Raw genomic sequence first — 19,702 nt, 5'->3', positions numbered from 1 at the left:
CAACCCCCAACCCCCGACCCTCCCCCCGTACATACGGATTCGGCCCCGGCCCCCTCCCCCGCCCCCGCGGAGCGGAGGGGGCCGGGGCCTTGTCGGGTGCCCGGCCTAGAGGCTCGCGAGTACGGCGGACGCCGCCCCGGCCCGCAGCGCGGCATTGAGGTCCAGCAGTTCGGCGTACGCACGCGAGCAGGACCGGCAGGCCGCCAGGTGCCGGGCGAGACCGCGGCCGCGAGGGGTGCTCCCGCGGCGCCGGATCACCGCCCCGAGCAGGCTGCCGTAGTGGCGGCACCGGTCGTCGGCGGCCGAGTCCAGATGGGCCCGCAGGTACGCCTCGCGCAGCCCCTCGCGGGCGCGGAAGGCCAGCGAGGTCACCGCGCTCGGGGTGATGCCGAGCAGCAGGGGGACGGGGTGCGGGCAGTCGTCCTCGACGAGGGTGTGCCAGAGGACGGCCTTCCAGCGTTCGGGCAGGGCCTGGAAGGAGCGGGCGACGAGCCGGCGGTCCTCGCTGTCCAGCAGCCGGCGCTGCGGGTCGTCCCCGTCGGGACCGGGCCGGCACCAGGCCTCGATGTCGGCCGTCAGTACGGTCCGGCCGGCGCAGGCCCGCCACTCGACGGCCGTGCGGCGGACCACCGACAGGAGGTACGGGCGCCACTCGTCCCGCGGCCCGGCTCCGGAGCGGACGGCCTGGAGCGTACGGATGAACGCCTCCGAGACCAGGTCCTCGGCGTCCTGCGGGGACCGGGAGCAGCGGCGCGCACATGCGAAAGCGGCGGCACTGTGCCGCCGGTACAGGAGCTCGCACACGGCCGGATCGCCGTCGCCGGCGGCGTAGGCCGCCCTGAGCCGCCGTATGAGGCCCCCGTCCGAGTTCTCGGGACCGGACGCGGGTCCGGACTCGGGTCCGGGTTCAGGTTCGGGTTCGGGTCCGGGTTCGGGTTCGGGAGGGGTGGTGTGACGAGAGCCGGACATGGCACTCCTCGTGTGTGTTCTCAGGGCCCTTGTGCAGGCCCCTTCGGGCGGTGGCACAAACGCGTACGCGGTGCCGGCCCGAAGTCGGCTTCGGACCGGCACCGCTCTCAGAGCGACGCGGGGGAGGTGGGAGGGCGGCGTCGCCCCGAGGTTCTCAGCGGCAGGCGCGCCCGTCGTTGATGCAGCGCACCGCGCCGGCCATCAGGCCGTTCGACATGACGTTGATGAAGTCGCCGTGGTCGGTCACCGGCTTGTGCAGCTGCTCGGGGAAGCTGTCCACGGCGAACCGGGACCCGGGCGGCACGCTGTAGACGATCCGCTGCACCAGCTGCGGGATCGCCTTGAAGCCCTTCTTGCAGTTGCCGTTGTTGTCGGCGAAGGCCACGTGGGTGCGGTGGTTGGCGCTGTCGATGTTCTTGCCGTCCCAGCAGCTCTGGAAGTTGAACGTCCGCACGACGTCACTGCCCTTGGGGCACACCGGGTACTTGTCCTTCAGCTGGCGGTTCTCGAAGCCGGTGCAGCTCCAGGACGCGTTCGCGTTGGCGTTGCCGTTGGTGAGGGCCTTGGCGTCGCCGGTGATGATCCGCATGAAGCGGGGCATCGCCGCGACCTTGCTGACGGGGCTGCCCTTGAACTCGATGGTCACCTGCTTCGGCTTCAGGATCGTGCCGATGTTCGCGTCCTGGCCGCCGCCGGGCGCCTTGGCGTCCTTCTCCGCCTTGCCGTCGCGCAGTCGCAGCACCGGCCAGTAGTACGTCGACTGGTCGCCGTTGGTGCAGGTGGTCCCGGACTGGGCGAGGCTGTTGTTCGTGGAGAAGGCGTCGGTGGTCTTGTTGCCGACGTAGTCGTGCATGTGGTGGGCGCCGTTGCTCACACCGGGGGCGACGATGACGTTGTCCGGGTTGAAGTGGTTCTCCTTGTTGGTCCCGCACTGCACGGCGAACGATCCGGTGGAGGCGCCGCCGCGGGCCGCGGGCTTCTTCACGTTGGGCTTCACGTTGCCGATGGCGACGAAGTCGCTGCGCGCCGGGCCGCCCTTGGCCTGTTGCTGCTGTTGCTGTTGCTGCTGTTGTTGCTGTTGCTGGGATGCGCCCTGCTTCGCGGCGTCGGCGCCGACGGCGCCGTCGGCGCCGTTCGCGAGGGCCGGCTCGTCCGCCGGGTCGGCGGCCGCCGCCTCCTTCATCACGCACGCGCCGAGCCCTTGCAGTCCGGCGGGCTTCTGGCCCGCCTTCCCGAGCGTGTCGGACAGGTCGGTGATGGTCTTGTCGCGCTGCTGCTTCAGCCCGCCCAGCAGGGCCTTGCCCTTGGCCCGGCCGGAGGAGAGCTGCTTGTAGGCGTCGGCGACCTGGGTGTCGAGCTTCGCGAGGTTCGCGTCGACCTCGCCGCGGGCCTGGTCGGGGACGTTCTCCAGCTTGTCGCCGACGTCGGGGCAGTCGATGGTGGCGGTCACGGGAGCCGATCGGGAGTCCTGCCCCGCGAAGGCGCCCTGTTCGACGATCACGACACCGCCTCCGCCCAGGACCAGGGCGGACATCACGGCGAGGATCTTGTGCTTCGGCCGCAGCCGGCGTTTGTGGCCCTTTTGGCTCATGCGATCACTTCACTTCGTCGGTCGGGAAACGGTGGAGGAGGCGGGGGCGGGGGCGGAGGGGGTGCCCGGCGGGGCGTCCGCGAGGCCGTCGAAGTCGACCAGCCCGCTCGCCTCGAGGACCGTGATGTGGTCCAGGACGGTGCTGTTGGCGTCCGTGGCCAGGGCCCGGACCATGGAGTTGCGGGTCTGCGCGCGGATTTGGGCCACCAGCGTGAACACCTTTCCGTGCGCCCTGCGCAGCAGCTGGATGAACAGCTGCTCGTACTGGGGACCTTGGGCCTTCTCCAGCTGGTTGAGCCAGCCCTGCTGCAGCATGCTGGGCTGGCTGGGGAGCTCCATGCCGAGGGCCTGTCCCACCTCCAGGACCCTGCGGTCCAGTTCGGTGTGGCCTTCGACGAGATGCATCCCGGCGGTGCGGATCGCGGGCCGTGTGCTGCGCTGCATGGCCTGCCGCCCCGCGGGGAGCTCCCACAGGCCGGCGAGCCGGACCTTGCGGACGAAGTCCCGGTCCTGGGGGGTGAGCGGCCCGAAGGCCGTGCTCTGGATCCCGCCGCCGTCGTCGTCGGCCGCCGGAACGGAGGCGGCCGCGGCGTTCGTCCCGCCGAACTTCTGCACGGGGATCAGCAACGCGATCAGGGTGAAGGCGAGGGCGCCGATCACGACGCCGGTTGCCATCACGTGTCTCGATGCCACCGACATGCTGCCGACGGCCGACCGACGGAAAGACAGCACTTTGCCTCCTTGCTGCGTGGACCGGGAGGGGCTGCGGCGGCTCGGGCTCCGGCAGTTGCCCGTGTCCAATGCACCCGCGCTCCCCGGGTGCCACGGGACGCTAGTGCCAGTTGTGGTGCCTGTTTGGAAGGACCATCACGAATGGACAAACATCCGGGCAACGCCCCGAAAGGCTGGTACCGTTCGCGAGCGCCAGCGCCAGCGCTAGTTCCCGGGCGTCTCGGGCATCGGCCGGGTGCGGGCCACGAGCAGGGCCACGTCGTCGCGGTCGTCCGGCTGGCGCAACTCGGCCAGCAGCAGGTCGCAGGTCTCCTCGAGGGGACGGGCCGGGTCGTCGAGCAGGGCCGTGAGCGCCTGGAGCCGGACGTCGATGTCCTCGTCGCGGGTTTCGACGAGCCCGTCGGTGTACAGCACGAGCTGGTCGCCGACGTCCAGGTCCAGCGCGGTGGCCTCGAAGGGCACTCCGCCGACCCCGAGGGGCGCGCCGGTCGGCAGGTCGAGGAGCTCGGGCGTCCGCCCGGGGCTCGTCCGTACGGGCGGCAGGTGGCCGGCGGTCGCGATGCGGCACTGGTTGCGGTGCGGGTCGTACACGGCGATCACGCAGGTGGCCATGGTGTGCCCGAGCCCGGTGGCGGTGTGGTCGAGCCGGGTCAGCACGGTGGCGGGATCGAGGTCGAGCTCCGCCAGGGTGCGGGCGGCGGTGCGCAGTTGGCCCATGGTGGCGGCGGCGTTGATGCCGCTGCCCATGACGTCGCCGACCACGAGGGCCGTCTTGTCGTCGGGCAGCGGGATGACGTCGAACCAGTCGCCGCCGACCTCGCCGGCCGCCTCGGCGGGCTGGTAGCGGTAGGCGATCTCCAGGCCCGGGGTGGGGGTGGGGTGGTGGGGCAGCAGGTGGCGCTGGAGGGCGAGGGCGGCGCGGCGCTGCTTCTGGTACCAGCGGGCGTTGTCGATGCAGACGGCTGCGCGCGCCGCGAGCTCGCTGGCGAGCAGGACGTCGTCGTGGTCGAACGGGAGCGGATTGTCGGTGCGTTGGAGGCCGAGGGCGCCGATGACCTCGCCGCGGGCGATCAGCGGTACCGCCAGGTACGAGTGGAGCCCGGCCGCGGCGAGGAGCTTGGCGGCGTCGGCGTCCCGGGCGACGCTGGGCAGTTCGACCTCGGTGACCTCCGCCACGAGCACGGGGCGGGCGGCCCGTACGCACTGGGTGACCACCCGGGTGGTGTCGTACCGGGCGATCGAGCCGACCGGGTCGGCCGCGAGGGTGGCGGGGGTCGGGCGGGCCGCCTTGACGGCGAGGGCGCGGAACTGCACGGTCTCCTCCATCGGCGCCCCGGGAGGGTGCTCGCCCGTCAGGACGGCGTCGAGGATGTCGACCGTGGCGAGGTCGGCGAGCTGTGGCACGGCGATGTCGCCGAGCTCGCGCGCGGTGACCCAGAGGTCGAGGGTGGTGCCGATGCGTACGGAGGCATCGGCGATCAGGGCGAGCCGCTGGCGGGCCAGGGCGACGGCCATCGAGGTCTTGTGCTGTTCGGTGACGTCGACGACGGAGGCTGCGACGCCGAGCGGCCGCCCGGCCGGGTCCTCCAGCCGGTAGACGGAGAGCGACCAGGCGTGGTCCTGATCGGGGTCCGCGGGCGTACGGCCGGTGGTGGACTGGTTCAGCTGCGGCCGGCCGGTGGACAGGACCTCGCGCATGGCCGACTCGATGGACTCCGCGTCCAGGTGCGGCAGGACCTCGTGGAGGTGGCGGCCCATGTGCGCGGCGGCGGGCAGCCCGTTGATCCGTTCCAGGGCCGGGTTGACCAGGACGTAGCGCAGCTCGGTGTCCAGGACGGCCAGGCCGATCGGGGCCTGCGCGACCAGCCGCATCGACAGGGCCAGGTCGCGTTCCACACGCCGCACGGTGGCCTGGTCGGAGGCGATGCCGAGGGCGTAGAGCCGGCCGTCGGCGTCCTCCAGCCGCATGTTGCGGAATTCCGCCATGCGGGTGCTGCCGTCCTTGTGCCGTACGGGGAACGCCCCGGCCCACTCGCCCCGGCCGGCCATCACCTCCTCGAAGAGGGAGAGGACCATCGCCAGGTTCTGTTCGTCGACGAGCAGCTGGGCCGCGAGCCGGCCGAGCGCCTCGCCGGTGCTGTAGCCGAACAGCTCTTCGGCCTGCGGGCTCCACAGCGCGATCCGCCCCTCGGCGTCGAGGACCACCGCCGCGACGCCGAGCACGTCGAGGAGGCCGGGCCCGGTGGCGGGGTCGACGGTGGGTTCCGGGCCGGCCGGCTCGGAAGGGGGGCCCGGGCTCGCCGGTTCCGGGGCGGCCGGGAAGGCGTCCGCCGTACTCATGCCGGCCGCTCCTTCCCGTCCACTGCCGCAGGGCGGCGCATCGGCCCGCTCGGTCTCCGCGCCCGGATCCGCGCCCGGGGTGCTCCCATCCTCTCTCCACTCCCCCGGACCGGCAGCGCAGCCGCCTCCCGATACGGCCGTACGACGGAGTGCGGCCGGTGCGCGGCCGATGCCCGGCAGACACCCGGCCGGTGCGCAGCCGGTGCGCGGGAACAATACGCGCGGTGTATTCAGGAGTCATGGACCACCGGCCGCCGCATCCGAGCCTTCGCCACGTCGGTGAACCGCGCCTGCCCCTGCTGGCGGTTCCCTTCGCGCTGATCGCGGCCGTCACGGTGGTCGACGTCCTGGCGCCGCCCGATGTCCACCTGGGGCCGTTCCTGGTCGCGGCCCCGGCCGTCACCGCCTCCTTCGCCGGTCCGTGGATGACGGGGTTCGTCGGCGCGGTGGCCGTCGCGGCCCAGGTGACGGTCGCCGTGGTGCGGACCACCGCCACCGACCTGAACCACACCTTCCAGATCATTGCGCTGGTCCTGATCTCGATCTTCGTCACCGTCTTCGCACACCTGCGCGAGGTCCACGAGAAGCAGCTGACGCAGCTGCGCTCGGTCGCCGAGGCCGCCCAGGAGGTGGTCCTGCGGCCGCTGCGCGACCGGATGGGCCCGTTGCGCCTGGCCTCCGTCTACCTGGCCGCGGAGGCCGAGGCCCAGATCGGCGGGGACCTGTACGCCGCCACCCGCACCCCGAACGGCACCCGGCTGATCATCGGCGACGTCCGCGGCAAGGGACTGGAGGCGGTCGGGGACGCCGCCCTGGTGCTCGGCGCGTTCCGGGCCGCCGCCCACCAGGAGGCGGACCTGCCGACGCTGGTCGCCCACCTGGAGGCCGCCGTGGCCGCGGACCCGGACGGCACGGGCGAGCCGGCCGGCGAACCCGGCGAGGCGTTCACCACGGCGGCGGTGCTGGACATCCCCGATCGGGAGATGACCGTACGGCTCATCAGCTGCGGGCACCCGCCGCCGCTGCTGCTGCGAGGAGGACGGGTCATCCCCCTCGAGGTGGACCACCCGGCGCCGCCGCTGGGCCTGACGCGGTACGTGGACACCGGCTTCGCCCCGCAGTCCTTCTCCTTCGAGCCGGGCGACGTGATCCTCCTCTACACGGACGGCGTCATCGAGGCCCGCGACGCCGAGGGCGCCTTCTACCCGTTGTCGGAGCGCGCCGCCGACTGGCCGGGGGACGGCCCGGACGCGCTCCTGCGCCACCTCTGCGCCGACCTGCTGGCGCACTCCCCCGGCGGCAACCTGGGCGACGACGCGGCGATGGTGGCCATCGAGCGCGTGGCCGGCGGCGCCTGACCGTTCCGGTCCCGGAACCGGCGCGACTTCAGTTCCTTTGGCGTGTCGGCCAGTTGTCCGGATTTGAGCTCGTTCGTGAGACGCATACGGACCGGCCCTTCGGGATGATTCGCCCGGGGGCCTTCGTACAACAGGGTGGTGAGGCCATCGCATTCACGGAAGGAAACGGCTCTTCGTGAACATGAAACGCCTCGCACCCATGCTCGCCGCTGCCGGTCTCGTCGCGACCACCATCCCGCTGCTCTCCGCGACGCAGGCCTCCGCCGCCCCGGCCGCGGAGTACACCCCGCAGAAGCCGGCGTGGCAGCGCTGCAGCACCGATCAGCCCGCGTCGTACGAGTGCGCGACGATCAAGGTCCCGCTCGACTACCGGCGCCCGCAGGGCCGCACGATCGACCTCGCGATATCGCGGATCAAGAGCGAGAACCCGGCCAAGCGGCACGGCGCCATGCTGCTCAACCCGGGCGGCCCGGGCGGCGGGGGACTCGATCTGCCGCTGATGATGAACGAGTTGATGCCGAAGGACGTACGCGACCAGTACGACCTGATCGGCTTCGACCCGCGCGGAGTCGGCGCCTCCACGCCCATCACCTGCGGGTTGACCGACGCCGAGCAGAACTTCGACCGGCCGTACAAGGAGGAGACGTACCCGGCGGACGTGGCCTGGGCGCGTACGGTCGCGGACAAGTGCCGCGAGAAGTCCGGCTCGATCCTGCCCTTCGTCACCACCCGCAACACCGCGCGCGACATGGACGCGATCCGCGCCGCGCTGGGCGAGAAGAAGATCAGTTACGTCGGCTACTCGTACGGGACCTACCTGGGCGCGGTGTACACGCAGATGTTCCCGAAGCGCAGCGACCGCTTCGTGCTGGACAGCGGCGTGGACCCGGACCGCATCTGGCGGGGCATGATCCAGGTGTGGGCGACGGAGGCGGAGCCCGCCTTCAAGCGGTGGACGCAGTGGACGGCCGAGCGCTCGGCCGACTTCGGGCTCGGCGACACCCCGGACGCGGTCTCCAAGACCTTCTGGGACCTCGTGGCCCGGGCGGACAAGGAGCCGATCGAGCTCGACGGCACGAAGCTCACGGGTGACGACATCCGTACCGCGCGGGCCCTCTTCTTCTACCCCTCGCAGGCGGCCCCCCTGGTCAAGGCGCTGAAGGACGCGGCCGACGGCAAGCCCGTCCGGCTGACCGAGTCCCAGCGCAAGCTGCTGAAGCCGACCGCCGAGCCGGCGTCGGACAACGGCACGGCCGTCTTCTGGTCCGTGGTGTGCGGCGACACGGAATGGCCCCGCTACCCGGAGCAGTACCAGCGGGAGGCCGCCAAGGACAAGGCCAGGTACCCGCTCTACGGGGACTACGCCTCCAACATCAAGCCGTGCGCGTACTGGCAGCGGCCGATCGAGCCGCCGACGGCGATGAAGACGAAGACCAACGTGCTGACCGTGCAGAACGAGTGGGACTCCCAGACCCCGCTGGTCAGCGGTCAGGGCCTGCACAAGGCGCTGAAGGGCTCGCGGATGGTGCTCGCGATGGGCGGTGAGGGCCACGGCGTGTACCTCGCCGACCCGAACTCCTGCGCCAACGCCACGGTCAACTCCTACCTGGCGACGGGCGAGCTGCCCGCCCAGGACGTGACCTGCCGGACGACCCCGGGCGCGCAGGAGCGCCGCTCCGAGCTCGCCCCGCAGTCGCCTCAGCGCTTCCCGGCCCTCACCGACGGGAGGTTCTGACCCCGCAGGCTTCGGCCGCCGGTCAGGACGCCTCCACGGCGGCCTTGATCCGGCGGCCGAAGTCGGGCGCGTCCTTGCGGGCCGCGCCCACCGCGAAGCCCACCAGCAGCTTGCCGAGTCCGTGCCCTTCGAGGGTGTTGAAGATGCGGACCCGGGTGCGGTCGCCTGTGAGGGCTTCGAAGTCGTACCCGCCCTCGGCCGTGACCAGGTTCTTGCTCTGCTCCGTCCAGCGGATCGACCGCTGCGGCTCGAATCCGGTGATGCGGAACTCCCGGCCGGTCTTCATCCCGGCGTCCTTCACCGTGCTGCGGAAGACCGTGCCCACACCGGTCGGACCGTCGGGGGTCTTGCTGATCTCCTGGACCCTCGGGCTGAATTGCGGGTCGTTGCGGCCGTCGGCCAGGTAGTCGAAGACCTCTCCGACGGGCCGGTCGATCTCGACGGTCGACTCGAACTGTCCGGACATGGCTGCTCCTCCGTACGCTCCCCCGCGATCCACGATCGCAGACCCGCACCCTATGCGCGCGCCGCGCCCGCCCCGCCCGCCCCGCCCGCCTGGCCCGCCTCGCCCGCCGCGCGCGCCAGCAGCCCGGACAACAGGATTTCCAGCGTCTCGCGCAGCGTGGCGCCGAAATCCATCCGCAGCGCGGCCAGGGCCGGGTCCGCCTCGTACGCGGCGAGCATGGCGGCGGACGGGTGGGCATGCGGCCATACGGCGCCGGTGAACATGATCGTGCTCGCGACGAAGCGGAAGGCGTCCTCCGCCCGCAGTTCCGGCAGGTGCGCGGTGATGCGTCCGGTCAGCGCCTGCACATTGGCGATGGTGGCCCGCTTGTACTGCACGGCGACCTGCGGCGAGACGTTCCGTTCCAGTACGGCGGCCTGGGCACTGATCAGATCGCACAGGACGGGGCGCTCGGCCAGGGCCCGGGCGACACAGCCCGCGAGCCGGTCCGCCCGCTCGGCCGGCGGGGCTCCGTCGACGGCCTCGGCGAGGGCGCCGTCGAGGTGCGCGACGAGCTCGCGGGAGCGGACGTCGAGGAGTTCCAGCAGGACGTCCTCGCGGGACTCGAAATAGCGCAGCACATTGGACTTGGCCAGTCCCACCCGGCGGGCGAGCTCGTTCAGGCTCACCTGCGCCACGGGCATCTCCGTGAGCATCGAAGCGGCCGTGTCGAGGATCGCCTGACGGCGCGCGGCGCGCTGCTCCTCGCTGCGGGCGCGCTGGAAGTTCTTGGGCAGAGTCACCCCACCAGCTTACAGACCTGCGGTCTGTTGTTATCAGACCAGCGGTCTGCTACTTTCGAAAGGAAGCAACAGACCGCCGGTCTGTTAGTGATCGCCTTCCCTTCGAGGAGCACCCCATGTACACCGTCCCCGACCAGTCCGGAAAGCTCGCCGTCGTCACCGGCGCCAACAGCGGCACCGGCAAGGAAGCCGCGCGCCGGCTCGCCGAGGCGGGTGCCCGGGTCGTACTGGCCGTCCGTACGCCCGCCAAGGGCGAGCAGGCCCGCGCCGAGATCCTGGCCCGCCACCCGCACGCCCAGCTGGAGGTGCGCCGGATCGACCTGGCCGACCTCGCCTCGGTCGCCGCCTTCGCGGACGGGCTCCTCACCGACGGCGCCCCGCTCGACCTGCTGGTCAACAACGCCGGGGTGATGGCCCCGCCGACCCGGATGACCACCGCCGACGGGTTCGAACTCCAGCTGGGCAGCAACTTCCTCGGCCCGCTGGCCCTGACCGTACGGCTGCTCCCGGCGCTGCTCGCCGCGCCCGCGCCGCGCGTGGCGACCATGAGCAGCTCCGCCGCCAACTTCGCCCGCATCGACTTCGCCGACCTCCAGTGGGAGCGGCGGCGCTACAGCCCGATGCTCTCGTACGCGCAGTCCAAGCTGGCCGACCTGATGATGGCCCGGCACCTGGCCGATCTCGCGGCCGAGCACGACTGGCCGCTGCGCAGCACCGCCGCGCACCCCGGATACACCAAGACCAACCTCCAGACGGCCGGGGCGAGCCTCGGCGGCGACAAGCCCTCCCGGCTGCGCGGCGCGCTGACCAAGCTCGACTTCCTCCCCAAGCAGGAGGTCGGCCCGGGCACCGAGCCGCTGCTGTACGCCGCGACCAGCCCGGACGCGGCCGCGGGCGGCTACTACGGCCCGGGCGACCGGTTCGGCCTGGTCGGCCCGACGGCGCAGGCCCGCATCACCCGCCGCGCCCTGGACCGTACGGCGAACGCCCGCCTCTGGTCCGAGGCGGAGCGCCTCACCGGCGTGACGACCGCGGCGGCCCGCTGAGCGCCCCCCGCGACGCGTCCCCCACAGGGCCGCCACCGGCCCGGCTCCCCCGCAGCGGTGTCAGCAGCCCCGCCCCGACGATGGCCAGGCAGAACACCCCGGCGGCCACGCTGACCGCCGGGACCCCGTGCCGGGCGGCCAGTACGGTCAGGGCGGCCGCGCCCACCGGACCCGCGGCGTTGTGCACGGTCCAGAAGGCGGAGGTGACCCGCCCGAGCAGTGGATCCGGGGTCACCTCCTGGCGCAGGGTCATGGAGCAGACCGCGCCCAGGGTCAGCCCGAACATGAACACGGCGGCCAGTACGGCGATCACCGGCAGGCTGCGGCTGACCCCGGTCCCGGCCACCGACACGCCGATGAGGGCGGTCGCGCCCAGCCAGCAGGCGCCGAACCCGAAGGTCCGGCGCAGCGGCGCGGCCGCGAAGGCCGCGCCGACCACACCCAGCCCGCTCACGGCGATGACGTAGCCGACGGTGGCCGAGCCCAGCCCGAGATCGTGCCGGATCCGGAAGACCAGCAGGTCGGTGGCGCCCATGGTGACGAAGGTCAGCAGCGTGAGCAGCACGGTCAGCGCCCGCAGCACGGGGTGGGCCCACAGGAAGCGGACCCCGTCGAGGAACATCCCGACGAACACCTCGCGCAGCTTCCCCGCTTCGGGGGCGCCCCGCTCCGAGACCCCCTGCTCTGAGACCCCCGGCCCGTCGGCGCCCTCGCGCCCGAAGGCCACCCACCGCAGGCTCACGGCCGAGACCAGGAAGGTCGCCCCGTCCACCCCCAGGGCCCAGTCCGCGCCGACCCCGGCGGCGATGAACCCCGCGGCCGCCGGCCCGCACAGGGTCCCGAAGGCGAAGGCCGCCGTCAGCCGCCCGTTGGCGGCCGTCAGATCCTCGGCGCGGACCAGGTTCGGCACCGCCGTCACGTACGCCACGTCGAACAGCGTCTTCAAGACGGTGACCAGCGCCGTCAGTACGTACAGCACCCAGATCCGCGGCCCGGCCAGCCAGATGAACGGGACCGCGCCCAGCAGCAGCGCCCGTGCGAGATCACAGGTGATCATCAGGCGGCGCCGGTCCGTCCGGTCCACCACGTACCCGGCGAACAGACCCGTCGCGATGGCGCCGACCGCCGAGATGACCGTGATCAGGCCCATCTGGACGACGGACCCGGTGGCGTCGAGGACCAGCAGGGGCAGCGCGAGCAGCGAGATCGACCCGCCGAGGACGGACAGCGCCTGGCCGAGCCAGAAGACGTTGAAGTCGCGGTTGTGCCAGAGCGAGGGGTGGTGGACCGGGGCCGTCACCCCGCTCAGCCCAGCAGGGCGTAGACCGTCGACGCCGTCGCGGACGGCTCCTCGGCGCCCTCGGGGGTCATCGTGATGTCGGCGAAGGCCATGCGCTTGCCGAGCTTGGTCACCCGGACGCCGATCAGCACGTCCGCGCCGACCACCGGCCGCTGGAAGCTGGTCGACTGCTGGACCGTGGTCATCGGCCCGTACGCCCCGCGCGCCGCGGAGATCGCGATGACGGTGGCGGTGTCGGCGGCCGCCATCAGGGCCTGCCCGGACAGGCCGCCGCCGTCCCGGGCCAGCGCCTCTGACCAGGGCAGCCGCAGTACGGCGTGCCGCTCGCCCGTCTCCTGGACGGTCAGCCCGAGGGCGAGCACCCAGGGGGCGAAGTTGTCGGCGAGGATCTTGTCTGCGTCTGCGGGTGTCAAGGTCACCCGCAGATTGTGGCGGCCCGCCCCGGCCGCCACAACACCTTTCAGCGCAGCACGCGTTCCAGCCACGCCAGCAGGTCGGCGACGACCTCGCCCCGGTCCGTCTCGTGGAACAGCTCGTGGCGGGCGCCCTCGTACGTGCGGTACTCGACGTCCGGGTGGCCGGCCGCGCGGTAGCGCTCGACCACCAGATCGCTGAGCTCCAGCCCGTAGTTGAGCGGGTCCGCCGAGCCGACGGCCACATAGAGCGGAACGGCGGGCGGCGCGCCCGCCGGGTCGTGGAACCGGGTCGAGGCGGCCTCGTACAGCTCCCCCATCGCCCGGTCGTCGATCGCGAAGCCGCAGAGCGGGTCGGCCAGGTAGGCGTCGACCTGGGCCTCGTCCCGGCTGAGCCAGTCCGCGGGCGTACGGGCCGGCTCGAACGGCGCGTTGAAGGCGACGAGCGGATCCGCGCCGGCCTCCACGACCCTCAGGAACATCCGGTCCACGGCGGTGGTGCCGTACAGCGCGACGGCGTCGGCGTGCTCCGGCCAGTCGAGCAGGTAGTGCTGCGCGGCGAAGGAGCCGAGGCTGTGGCCGAGCAGCACCAGCGGTATGCCGGGGTGCAGTCCGCGGACCGTCTCCGAGAGCGCGGCGAGGTCGTCGACGAGCAGCTGCCAGCCGTTCTCGCCGAGCACGCCGGGCCCGGCGTTCATCGTCAGGCCGTGGCCCCGGTGGTCGGGCGCGTAGACGGCGTAGCCGCGCGCGGCCAGCTCGTCGGCCAACGGGGCGTACCGCAGGGCGTGTTCACCCATGCCGTGGGCGATCAGGACGATCGCCCGCGGATCGGGGCCGGCCGGTCCGGGGAGCCACGTGTGCACGGTCACGGTGGTGCCGTCGCTGCTGTCGAACGTGAACATCGTGACTCCCGAACCGGGTCAGAGGGTCGCTGCCAGTTCCGTACCCTGGCGGATCGCCCGCTTGGCGTCCAGCTCGGCGGCCACGTCCGCGCCACCGATGAGGTGCGGCCGGCCGCCGGCCGCGAGCAGGGCCTCGTACAGGTCGCGGCGCGGCTCCTGGCCGGTGCAGAGCACCACCGTGTCGGCGGGGACGAGCCGCTGCTCGCCGCCGACGGTGATGTGCAGGCCCTCGTCGTCGATCCGGTCGTACGTGGCGCCCGCGACGGAGACGACACCGCGGTGCTTGAGCTCCGCGCGGTGGATCCAGCCGGTGGTGGTGCCGAGGCCGGCGCCGACCTTGGTGGTCTTGCGCTGGAGGAGGTGGACCTGGCGCGGGGGCGCGGGCCGCTCGGGGGCGGTGAGCCCGCCGGGCCCGGCGTACGCGGTGTCGACGCCCCAGTGGCGGAAGTACGTCTCGGGGTCCTGGGAGGCGCCCTCGCCGCTGTCGGTGAGGAACTCGGCGACGTCGAAGCCGATGCCGCCGGCGCCGACGACGGCGACGCGCTCGCCGACGGGGGCGCCATCGCGCAGCACGTCGAGGTAGCTGACCACGTTGGCGCGCTCCACGCCCTCGATGTCGGGGGTGCGGGGGGTGACGCCGGTGGCGACGACGACCTCGTCGTAGCCCTGGAGGGTCTCGACGTCGGCGCGGGTGTTCAGCCGGACCTCGACGGCGCGGGCGGCGAGCTGGGTGCCGAAGTAGCGGATGGTCTCCTCGAACTCCTCCTTGCCCGGGATGCGGCGGGCGATGTCGAGCTGTCCGCCGATGTGGCCGGAGGCCTCGAAGAGGGTGACGGCGTGGCCGCGCTCGGCGGCGGAGACGGCGCAGGCGAGGCCGGCCGGGCCGGCGCCGACGACGGCGACGCGCTTCTTCAGCTGCGTGGGCGAGAGGACGAGTTCGGTCTCGTGGCAGGCGCGCGGGTTGACGAGGCAGCTGGTGATCTTGCCGCTGAAGGTGTGGTCGAGGCAGGCCTGGTTGCAGCCGATGCAGGTGTTGATGGTCTCGGAGCGGCCGGCCGCGGCCTTGGCGACGAAGTCGGCGTCGGCGAGGAAGGGGCGGGCCAGCGAGACCAGGTCGGCGCGGCCGTCGGCGAGCAGCTCCTCCGCGATCTCCGGGGTGTTGATGCGGTTGCTGGTGACGAGCGGGACGGAGACCGCGCCCATCAGCCGCTTGGTGACCCAGGTGTAGGCACCGCGCGGGACGGAGGTGGCGATGGTGGGGATACGGGCCTCGTGCCAGCCGATGCCGGTGTTGATGATGGTGGCGCCGGCCGCCTCGATCTCCTTGGCGAGGCGGACGACCTCGTCGAGGGTGGAGCCGCCGGGGATCAGGTCGAGCATGGAGAGGCGGTAGATGAGGATGAAGTCCTCGCCGACGGCCGCGCGGGTGCGCCGGACGATCTCCAGCGGGAAGCGCATGCGGTTCTCGTACGCGCCGCCCCAGCGGTCGGTGCGCTTGTTCGTCGCGGCGGCGATGAACTCGTTGATCAGGTAGCCCTCGGAGCCCATGATCTCGACACCGTCGTAGCCGGCGAGCTTGGCGAGGCGGGCGGCGCGGACGAAGTCCTCGACGGTGCGCTCGACCTCGATGTCACTGAGCTCGTTCGGGACGAAGGGGCTGATGGGGGCCTGGAGGGCGGTGGGGGCGACCAGGTCCTTGTGGTAGGCGTAGCGGCCGAAGTGGAGGATCTGCATCGCGATCTTCCCGCCCTCGGCGTGCACGGCCTCGGTGATCACCCGGTGCTCGGCGGCCTCGTCCTCGGTGGTGAGGCGGGATCCCCCCTCGAAGGGGCGGCCGGCGTCGTTCGGGGCGATGCCGCCGGTGACGATCAGGCCGGCGCCGCCGCGGGCACGCTCGGCGTAGAAGGCGGCGAGCCGCTCGAAGCCGCCCTGGTGCTCTTCGAGGCCGGTGTGCATCGACCCCATGATCACGCGGTTCGGCAGCGTGGTGAAGCCGAGGTCCAGGGGGCTCAGCAGGTTCGGGTACCGGCTCTGGGAACTCTGCGTGCTCATGGGGGGCGCCTCCTTGCGCGGGGGTGATGAACCTGTTCTAGCGAGGAGGGCCCGATTGTGCAACTAGGTGCATAACCAAGTGGCGGAGTTCACGCCGGCTCCTGCATGGCCGAGACCTTCCGTACGAAGACGACGGCGAAGCCGGCCGCCACGACGAAGAGCAGGTCGGACGCCATGGCGACGAGCGCGGCGGTGCGCAGCCCGGCCTGCGCCTCGGCGGCGGCGCCCATCCTGCTGGAGACCAGCGAGGCGAGCATCGCTGCGCCGAAGGAGACGCACCAGGCGGTGACGGGAGCCGCGGAAACGGGCGCGGCGGCGCGAGGGGACTTCGGCGCACTGGCCGCCCACACGCTGGTGGCGATCGCGTACGCGAGGAAGGTCCAGCCCACGAAGGGGATGAACCAGATCCCGATCGCCCAGCCCGGGCCCCGGCGGAACAGCTCCGGGGCGAAGACTCCCGCGTTCACCCGGACCCGGTGGAACCAGACGACGAACACCACGGCCGTGGGGAGCATCGCCAGCAGCGACAGGCTGGTGGCCACCGCGAACAGCCGCCCCGACGGATCCGCGTCCCGGGCGCCGTCGAGGGCCAGGTACCAGTCGGCGTCGGCGGCCAGCAGGAGCAGCCGGGTCGCCGCGCACACCCCCAGCAGCACGGTCAGGGCCAAGGCCAGCGCCCGGGGCGAGCGGAGCAGCGAGCGCGCCGGGGGCGCGCCGAGCGGAGGCAGCGATCTGGTGCCGAAGGACATGACGAGGGACCCCCCACGGGTTCACGGTGGCATGAAGAAGCCCGCCGACTCGGGCGGGCAGCCAGGACCCTACGTCACCGTCAGGACCCCGTCCACGCCGCCCCGCCCCGCCCGCCGGCGCCCGAGCAGTTCGCGCGGACGGTGCCGGGCTTCCTCCCGCAGGGCCGGGCGGCGGAAGCCGGGCCCGCGCAGGCCGGATTCCGCCGCCGTGGCCGGTCAGGCCCGGCGCAGGCGGACCGTGACGATCTGGAAGGGGCGCAGGGTGAGGGCTACCGCACCGTCCGCCGCCGGGGCGGATACCGCCGGGCCCGGCAGGGGGCGCTCCAGGAGGTCGGTCTCCGTCGCCTCCGCGATGCGGAAATCCGCCTCCAGGGACGCCTTCGCGCGGCCCCCGCGGGATTCGTAGAGGCGGACGATCACGTCACCGCTGCGGTCCTCGGCCAGTTTGACCGCCTCGACCACCACCGCGTCGTTGTCCAGCGCGAGCAGCGGGGCGACCGGGGCCGCCCCGTGGACCACCCGCTCCGGCAGGTTCAGCGCGTGGCCCTCGCGCACCGCGTCCGCGATCTCCGCGCCCGGCGCCAGTGAGAACCGCAGGGTGTGGGCGCCCTGGTCGGTCTCCGGGTCCGGATAGCGCGGGGCCCGGAGGAGGGAGAGGCGGACCGTCGTGGTCTGGCCCCCGTCCGGCCGCATGTCGCGGGTCACGTCGTGGCCGTACGTGGAGTCGTTGAGGATCGCCGTACCCCACCCCGGCTCCTCCACGTGGATCCACCGGTGCGCGCAGATCTCGAACTTGGCCGCCTCCCATGAGGTGTTGGTGTGCGTCGCGCGGTACACGTGCCCGAACTGGGTCTCCGAGGCGGACCGTTCGGCCTTCACGTCCAGCGGGAACGCGGCCTTCAGGAACTTCTCCGTCTCGTGCCAGTCCACCTCCGTGACCATGTCCACCGTCTTCGCCCCCGCCCGCAGCGTGATCGACTGGACCGCCGCCGAGCGGCCGAAGGAGCGGGAGACCCGGACCGTCACCGCGTCCGGACCGGCCTCCACCACCTCCAGCGCGTCCAGCTCCACCAGGTCGGTCACGCTGTTGCGGTAGAACGCGTCGATGTCCCACGCGTCCCACATGTTCGGGAAGTCGGGGTGGATCTGGAGCAGGTTCGCGGCCCGTCCCGGGGCCACCGCTTCCCGGCGCGCCTCCAGGTCGTACGCCGACACGACCAGCCCGCGGCCGTCGATCTCCACCAGCAGTCGCCCGTTGGCCAGGACGTGCCCGCCGCCGTGCCGCTCCTCCACGGTGGCCGGCTGGTGCCCGGCCGCCGCCTCCGGCAGGCCGGCGCCGCCGGCCGGGATGCCGCGCCGGGCGTGCGGGGCGCAGTTGAAGACCAGCTCCGCGGTGCCCTCCCCGGCCAGGGCCAGCTGCGCGGCCAGCGTGATCCCGCGCAGCTCCTCGCGTACCCGCGCGTACGTCCCGCGCGCCTCGCGGTGCACCCAGGCGATGGACGATCCTGGGAGGATGTCGTGGAACTGGTGGAGCAGCACGGTCTTCCAGATCCGCTCCAGGTCCTCGTACGGATACCCGTACCCCGGCACCCGGACCGCGGCGGTCGCGGCCCACAACTCGGCCTCGCGCAGCAGTGATTCGCTGTGCCGGTTGCCCTGCTTGGTCTTGGCCTGCGAGGTGTACGTGCCGCGGTGCAGCTCCAGGTACAGCTCGCCGGCCCAGACGGGCGCGTCCGCGTACTCGGCGTGCGCCTTCTCGAAGAACGCGTCGGGCCGCTCGATCTCCACGCGCGGGGAGCCTTCGAGGTCCCGCTGCCGCCTGGCCCGGGCCAGGTGCTCCCGGGTGGGACCGCCGCCGCCGTCGCCCCAGCCGAAGGGGACCAGTGAGCGCGAACCCCGGCCCTTCTCGCGGTAGTTGCCCGCCGCGTGTGCCAACTGCGCGCCGCCGAGATCGCTGTTGTAGGTGTCGACGGGCGGGAAGTGGGTGAAGACGCGGGTGCCGTCGATGCCCTCCCACCAGAAGGTGTGGTGCGGGAACGCGTTCACCTGCGACCAGCAGATCTTCTGCGTCAGGAACCATTTCGAGCCGGACAGCTTGACGATCTGCGGCATCGCGGCGGTGTACCCGAAGGAGTCGGGCAGCCAGACGTTGTGGGTCTCGATGCCGAACTCGTCCAGGAAGAACTTCTTCCCGTACAGGAACTGACGGGCCATCGCCTCGCCGCCGACCATGTTGGTGTCCGACTCCACCCACATGCCGCCGACCGGCACGAACTGCCCGTCCGCGATCTTCTTCTTGATCCGCTCGAAGAGCTCGGGCCGGTGGGTCTTGATCCAGTCCAGCTGCTGCGCCTGCGACATGGCGAAGACGAACTCGGGATGCGCGTCCATCAGGGCGACCATGTTGGACGTGGTCCGGGAGACCTTGCGGACGGTCTCGCGCAGCGGCCACAGCCAGGCGGAGTCGATGTGGGCGTGCCCGACGGCGCTGATCCGGTGCGCGGAGGCGTGGGCGGGGGCGGCGAGTACTCCGGTCAGGCGGGCGCGGGCCGCGGCCGCCGTGCCGGGGATGTCGCCGAGGTCCACCGCGTCGAGGGCGGCGTCGATCGCGCGCAGGATCTCGTACCGCCTGGCATCGGCCTCGCCGAGCTGCGTCATCAGGTCGTAGAGGACCTCCAGGTCCTGTACGAGCTCCCAGACCTCGGTCTCGAAGACGGCGAGGTCCATCCGGGCGAGCCGGTAGAGGGGCTGGTCGCCGCTGGTCTGCCGGTCCCCCTCGTACGTGGCCGAGTGGTCGACCAGGACGGGGTTCGAGGCGGCCTCCACGTACCACTCGACCTGCTCGCCGCCGGCCGCCGAGTCGGCGACGCGCACCCAGTCGTTGTACGGGTTCAGCGCCTTGACCTCGCTGCCGTCGGCCCGGTGGACGAGTCCCTCGCACTGGAAGCCGGGCATCATCCGGTCGAAGCCGAGGTCGAGGACGGCCTCGACCGTACGGCCCGCCCAGTCGGCCGGGACGGTGCCGGTGACCTTGAACCAGGTGGTGCCCCAGGCCGGGCCCCACGTCTCGCCGATCGCGCAGGGCTCGTACGGGGCCGCCAGGCCGTCGGCGACCGGCACGGGCTCGCCCGGCGCCTCCCAGCGCCCGATCGCCAGCGGGACCGGGCGGGAGTGGACGGCGGGCTTGATGCGCTCCTTGAGGACCCGGCGCAGGCGGTGTTCGGTGATGCTGCGGTCGTCGTGCATGACGGCTGCTCCAAGGGAGGG

15 protein-coding genes are annotated in these 19,702 nt (G+C 72.5%); 3 read left to right on the top strand and 12 right to left on the bottom strand.

What is annotated here, in order from left to right:
- Positions 1-105: 105 nt before the first annotated feature.
- The 4 genes from IF02_RS0126525 to IF02_RS0126510 all read right to left on the bottom strand — a co-directional run bounded on the left by IF02_RS0126525 (position 106) and on the right by IF02_RS0126510 (position 5,632).
- A complete protein-coding gene (locus tag IF02_RS0126525) occupies positions 106-969 on the bottom strand; it encodes an RNA polymerase sigma factor (protein ID WP_051696572.1) in 864 nt (287 codons plus the stop codon).
- Positions 970-1,123: 154 nt separating this feature from the next.
- Positions 1,124-2,560, bottom strand: coding sequence for a DUF1996 domain-containing protein (locus tag IF02_RS0126520; RefSeq protein ID WP_030161167.1), 1,437 nt, complete (start codon positions 2,558-2,560; stop codon positions 1,124-1,126).
- 9 nt (positions 2,561-2,569) lie between these two features.
- Entirely contained in the window at positions 2,570-3,235 is a 666-nt protein-coding gene (locus tag IF02_RS32735) for a DUF4142 domain-containing protein (RefSeq protein WP_234318336.1), read from the bottom strand.
- Positions 3,236-3,496: 261 nt separating this feature from the next.
- The gene (locus IF02_RS0126510) at positions 3,497-5,632 is read right to left on the bottom strand and encodes a SpoIIE family protein phosphatase (protein ID WP_030161162.1); all 2,136 of its coding nucleotides are present in this window, start codon (positions 5,630-5,632) and stop codon (positions 3,497-3,499) included.
- Positions 5,633-5,871: 239 nt separating this feature from the next.
- Here IF02_RS0126510 and IF02_RS0126505 point away from each other — a divergent pair, with 239 nt between their 5' ends.
- Both IF02_RS0126505 and IF02_RS0126500 read left to right on the top strand, forming a co-directional pair.
- The gene (locus tag IF02_RS0126505; protein WP_051696571.1) at positions 5,872-6,990 is read left to right on the top strand and encodes a PP2C family protein-serine/threonine phosphatase; all 1,119 of its coding nucleotides are present in this window, start codon (positions 5,872-5,874) and stop codon (positions 6,988-6,990) included.
- Positions 6,991-7,171: 181 nt separating this feature from the next.
- Entirely contained in the window at positions 7,172-8,725 is a 1,554-nt protein-coding gene (locus IF02_RS0126500; protein ID WP_030161158.1) for an alpha/beta hydrolase, read from the top strand.
- A 22-nt stretch (positions 8,726-8,747) separates the two neighbouring features.
- Here IF02_RS0126500 and IF02_RS0126495 read toward each other — a convergent pair whose 3' ends face one another.
- Positions 8,748-9,191 carry an SRPBCC family protein gene (locus tag IF02_RS0126495; protein ID WP_030161156.1) on the bottom strand — a complete coding sequence of 148 codons (444 nt, stop codon included), beginning with the start codon at positions 9,189-9,191 and terminating at the stop codon, positions 8,748-8,750.
- Between the two features lie 50 nt (positions 9,192-9,241).
- A complete protein-coding gene (locus IF02_RS0126490) occupies positions 9,242-9,967 on the bottom strand; it encodes a TetR/AcrR family transcriptional regulator (RefSeq protein WP_051696576.1) in 726 nt (241 codons plus the stop codon).
- A gap of 122 nt (positions 9,968-10,089) precedes the next feature.
- Here IF02_RS0126490 and IF02_RS0126485 point away from each other — a divergent pair, with 122 nt between their 5' ends.
- Positions 10,090-11,019 carry an SDR family oxidoreductase gene (locus IF02_RS0126485; protein WP_030161152.1) on the top strand — a complete coding sequence of 310 codons (930 nt, stop codon included), beginning with the start codon at positions 10,090-10,092 and terminating at the stop codon, positions 11,017-11,019.
- Here the strand turns inward: IF02_RS0126485 and IF02_RS0126480 are convergent.
- The 6 genes from IF02_RS0126480 to IF02_RS0126455 form a co-directional block, all read right to left on the bottom strand.
- Positions 10,988-12,319: an MFS transporter gene (locus IF02_RS0126480; protein ID WP_051696570.1), complete on the bottom strand. Its 1,332-nt coding sequence runs from the start codon at positions 12,317-12,319 to the stop codon at positions 10,988-10,990. The two genes, IF02_RS0126485 and IF02_RS0126480, sit on opposite strands and share 32 nt — an antisense overlap.
- A 5-nt stretch (positions 12,320-12,324) precedes the next feature.
- On the bottom strand, positions 12,325-12,738 hold the full coding sequence (locus IF02_RS0126475) for a PaaI family thioesterase (protein WP_030161150.1): 414 nt from the start codon (positions 12,736-12,738) through the stop codon (positions 12,325-12,327).
- 41 nt (positions 12,739-12,779) lie between these two features.
- Positions 12,780-13,634, bottom strand: coding sequence for an alpha/beta fold hydrolase (locus tag IF02_RS0126470; protein WP_030161147.1), 855 nt, complete (start codon positions 13,632-13,634; stop codon positions 12,780-12,782).
- Positions 13,635-13,652: 18 nt separating this feature from the next.
- The gene (locus IF02_RS0126465; RefSeq protein ID WP_030161145.1) at positions 13,653-15,686 is read right to left on the bottom strand and encodes an NADPH-dependent 2,4-dienoyl-CoA reductase; all 2,034 of its coding nucleotides are present in this window, start codon (positions 15,684-15,686) and stop codon (positions 13,653-13,655) included.
- Between the two features lie 89 nt (positions 15,687-15,775).
- Positions 15,776-16,435 (bottom strand): DUF4328 domain-containing protein, encoded by a 660-nt coding sequence (locus IF02_RS0126460; RefSeq protein WP_051696569.1) that lies wholly within the window; start codon positions 16,433-16,435, stop codon positions 15,776-15,778.
- A 216-nt stretch (positions 16,436-16,651) separates the two neighbouring features.
- The gene (locus IF02_RS0126455; protein ID WP_030161141.1) at positions 16,652-19,681 is read right to left on the bottom strand and encodes an alpha-mannosidase; all 3,030 of its coding nucleotides are present in this window, start codon (positions 19,679-19,681) and stop codon (positions 16,652-16,654) included.
- Between the last annotated feature and the right edge of the window lie 21 nt (positions 19,682-19,702).

It is taken from the genome of Streptomyces sp. NRRL S-244, assembly GCF_000717915.1.
Classification (GTDB): domain Bacteria; phylum Actinomycetota; class Actinomycetes; order Streptomycetales; family Streptomycetaceae; genus Streptomyces.
Note: the sequence above shows the minus strand (reverse complement) of the source record. Positions and strands in the feature narration are given on the sequence as shown.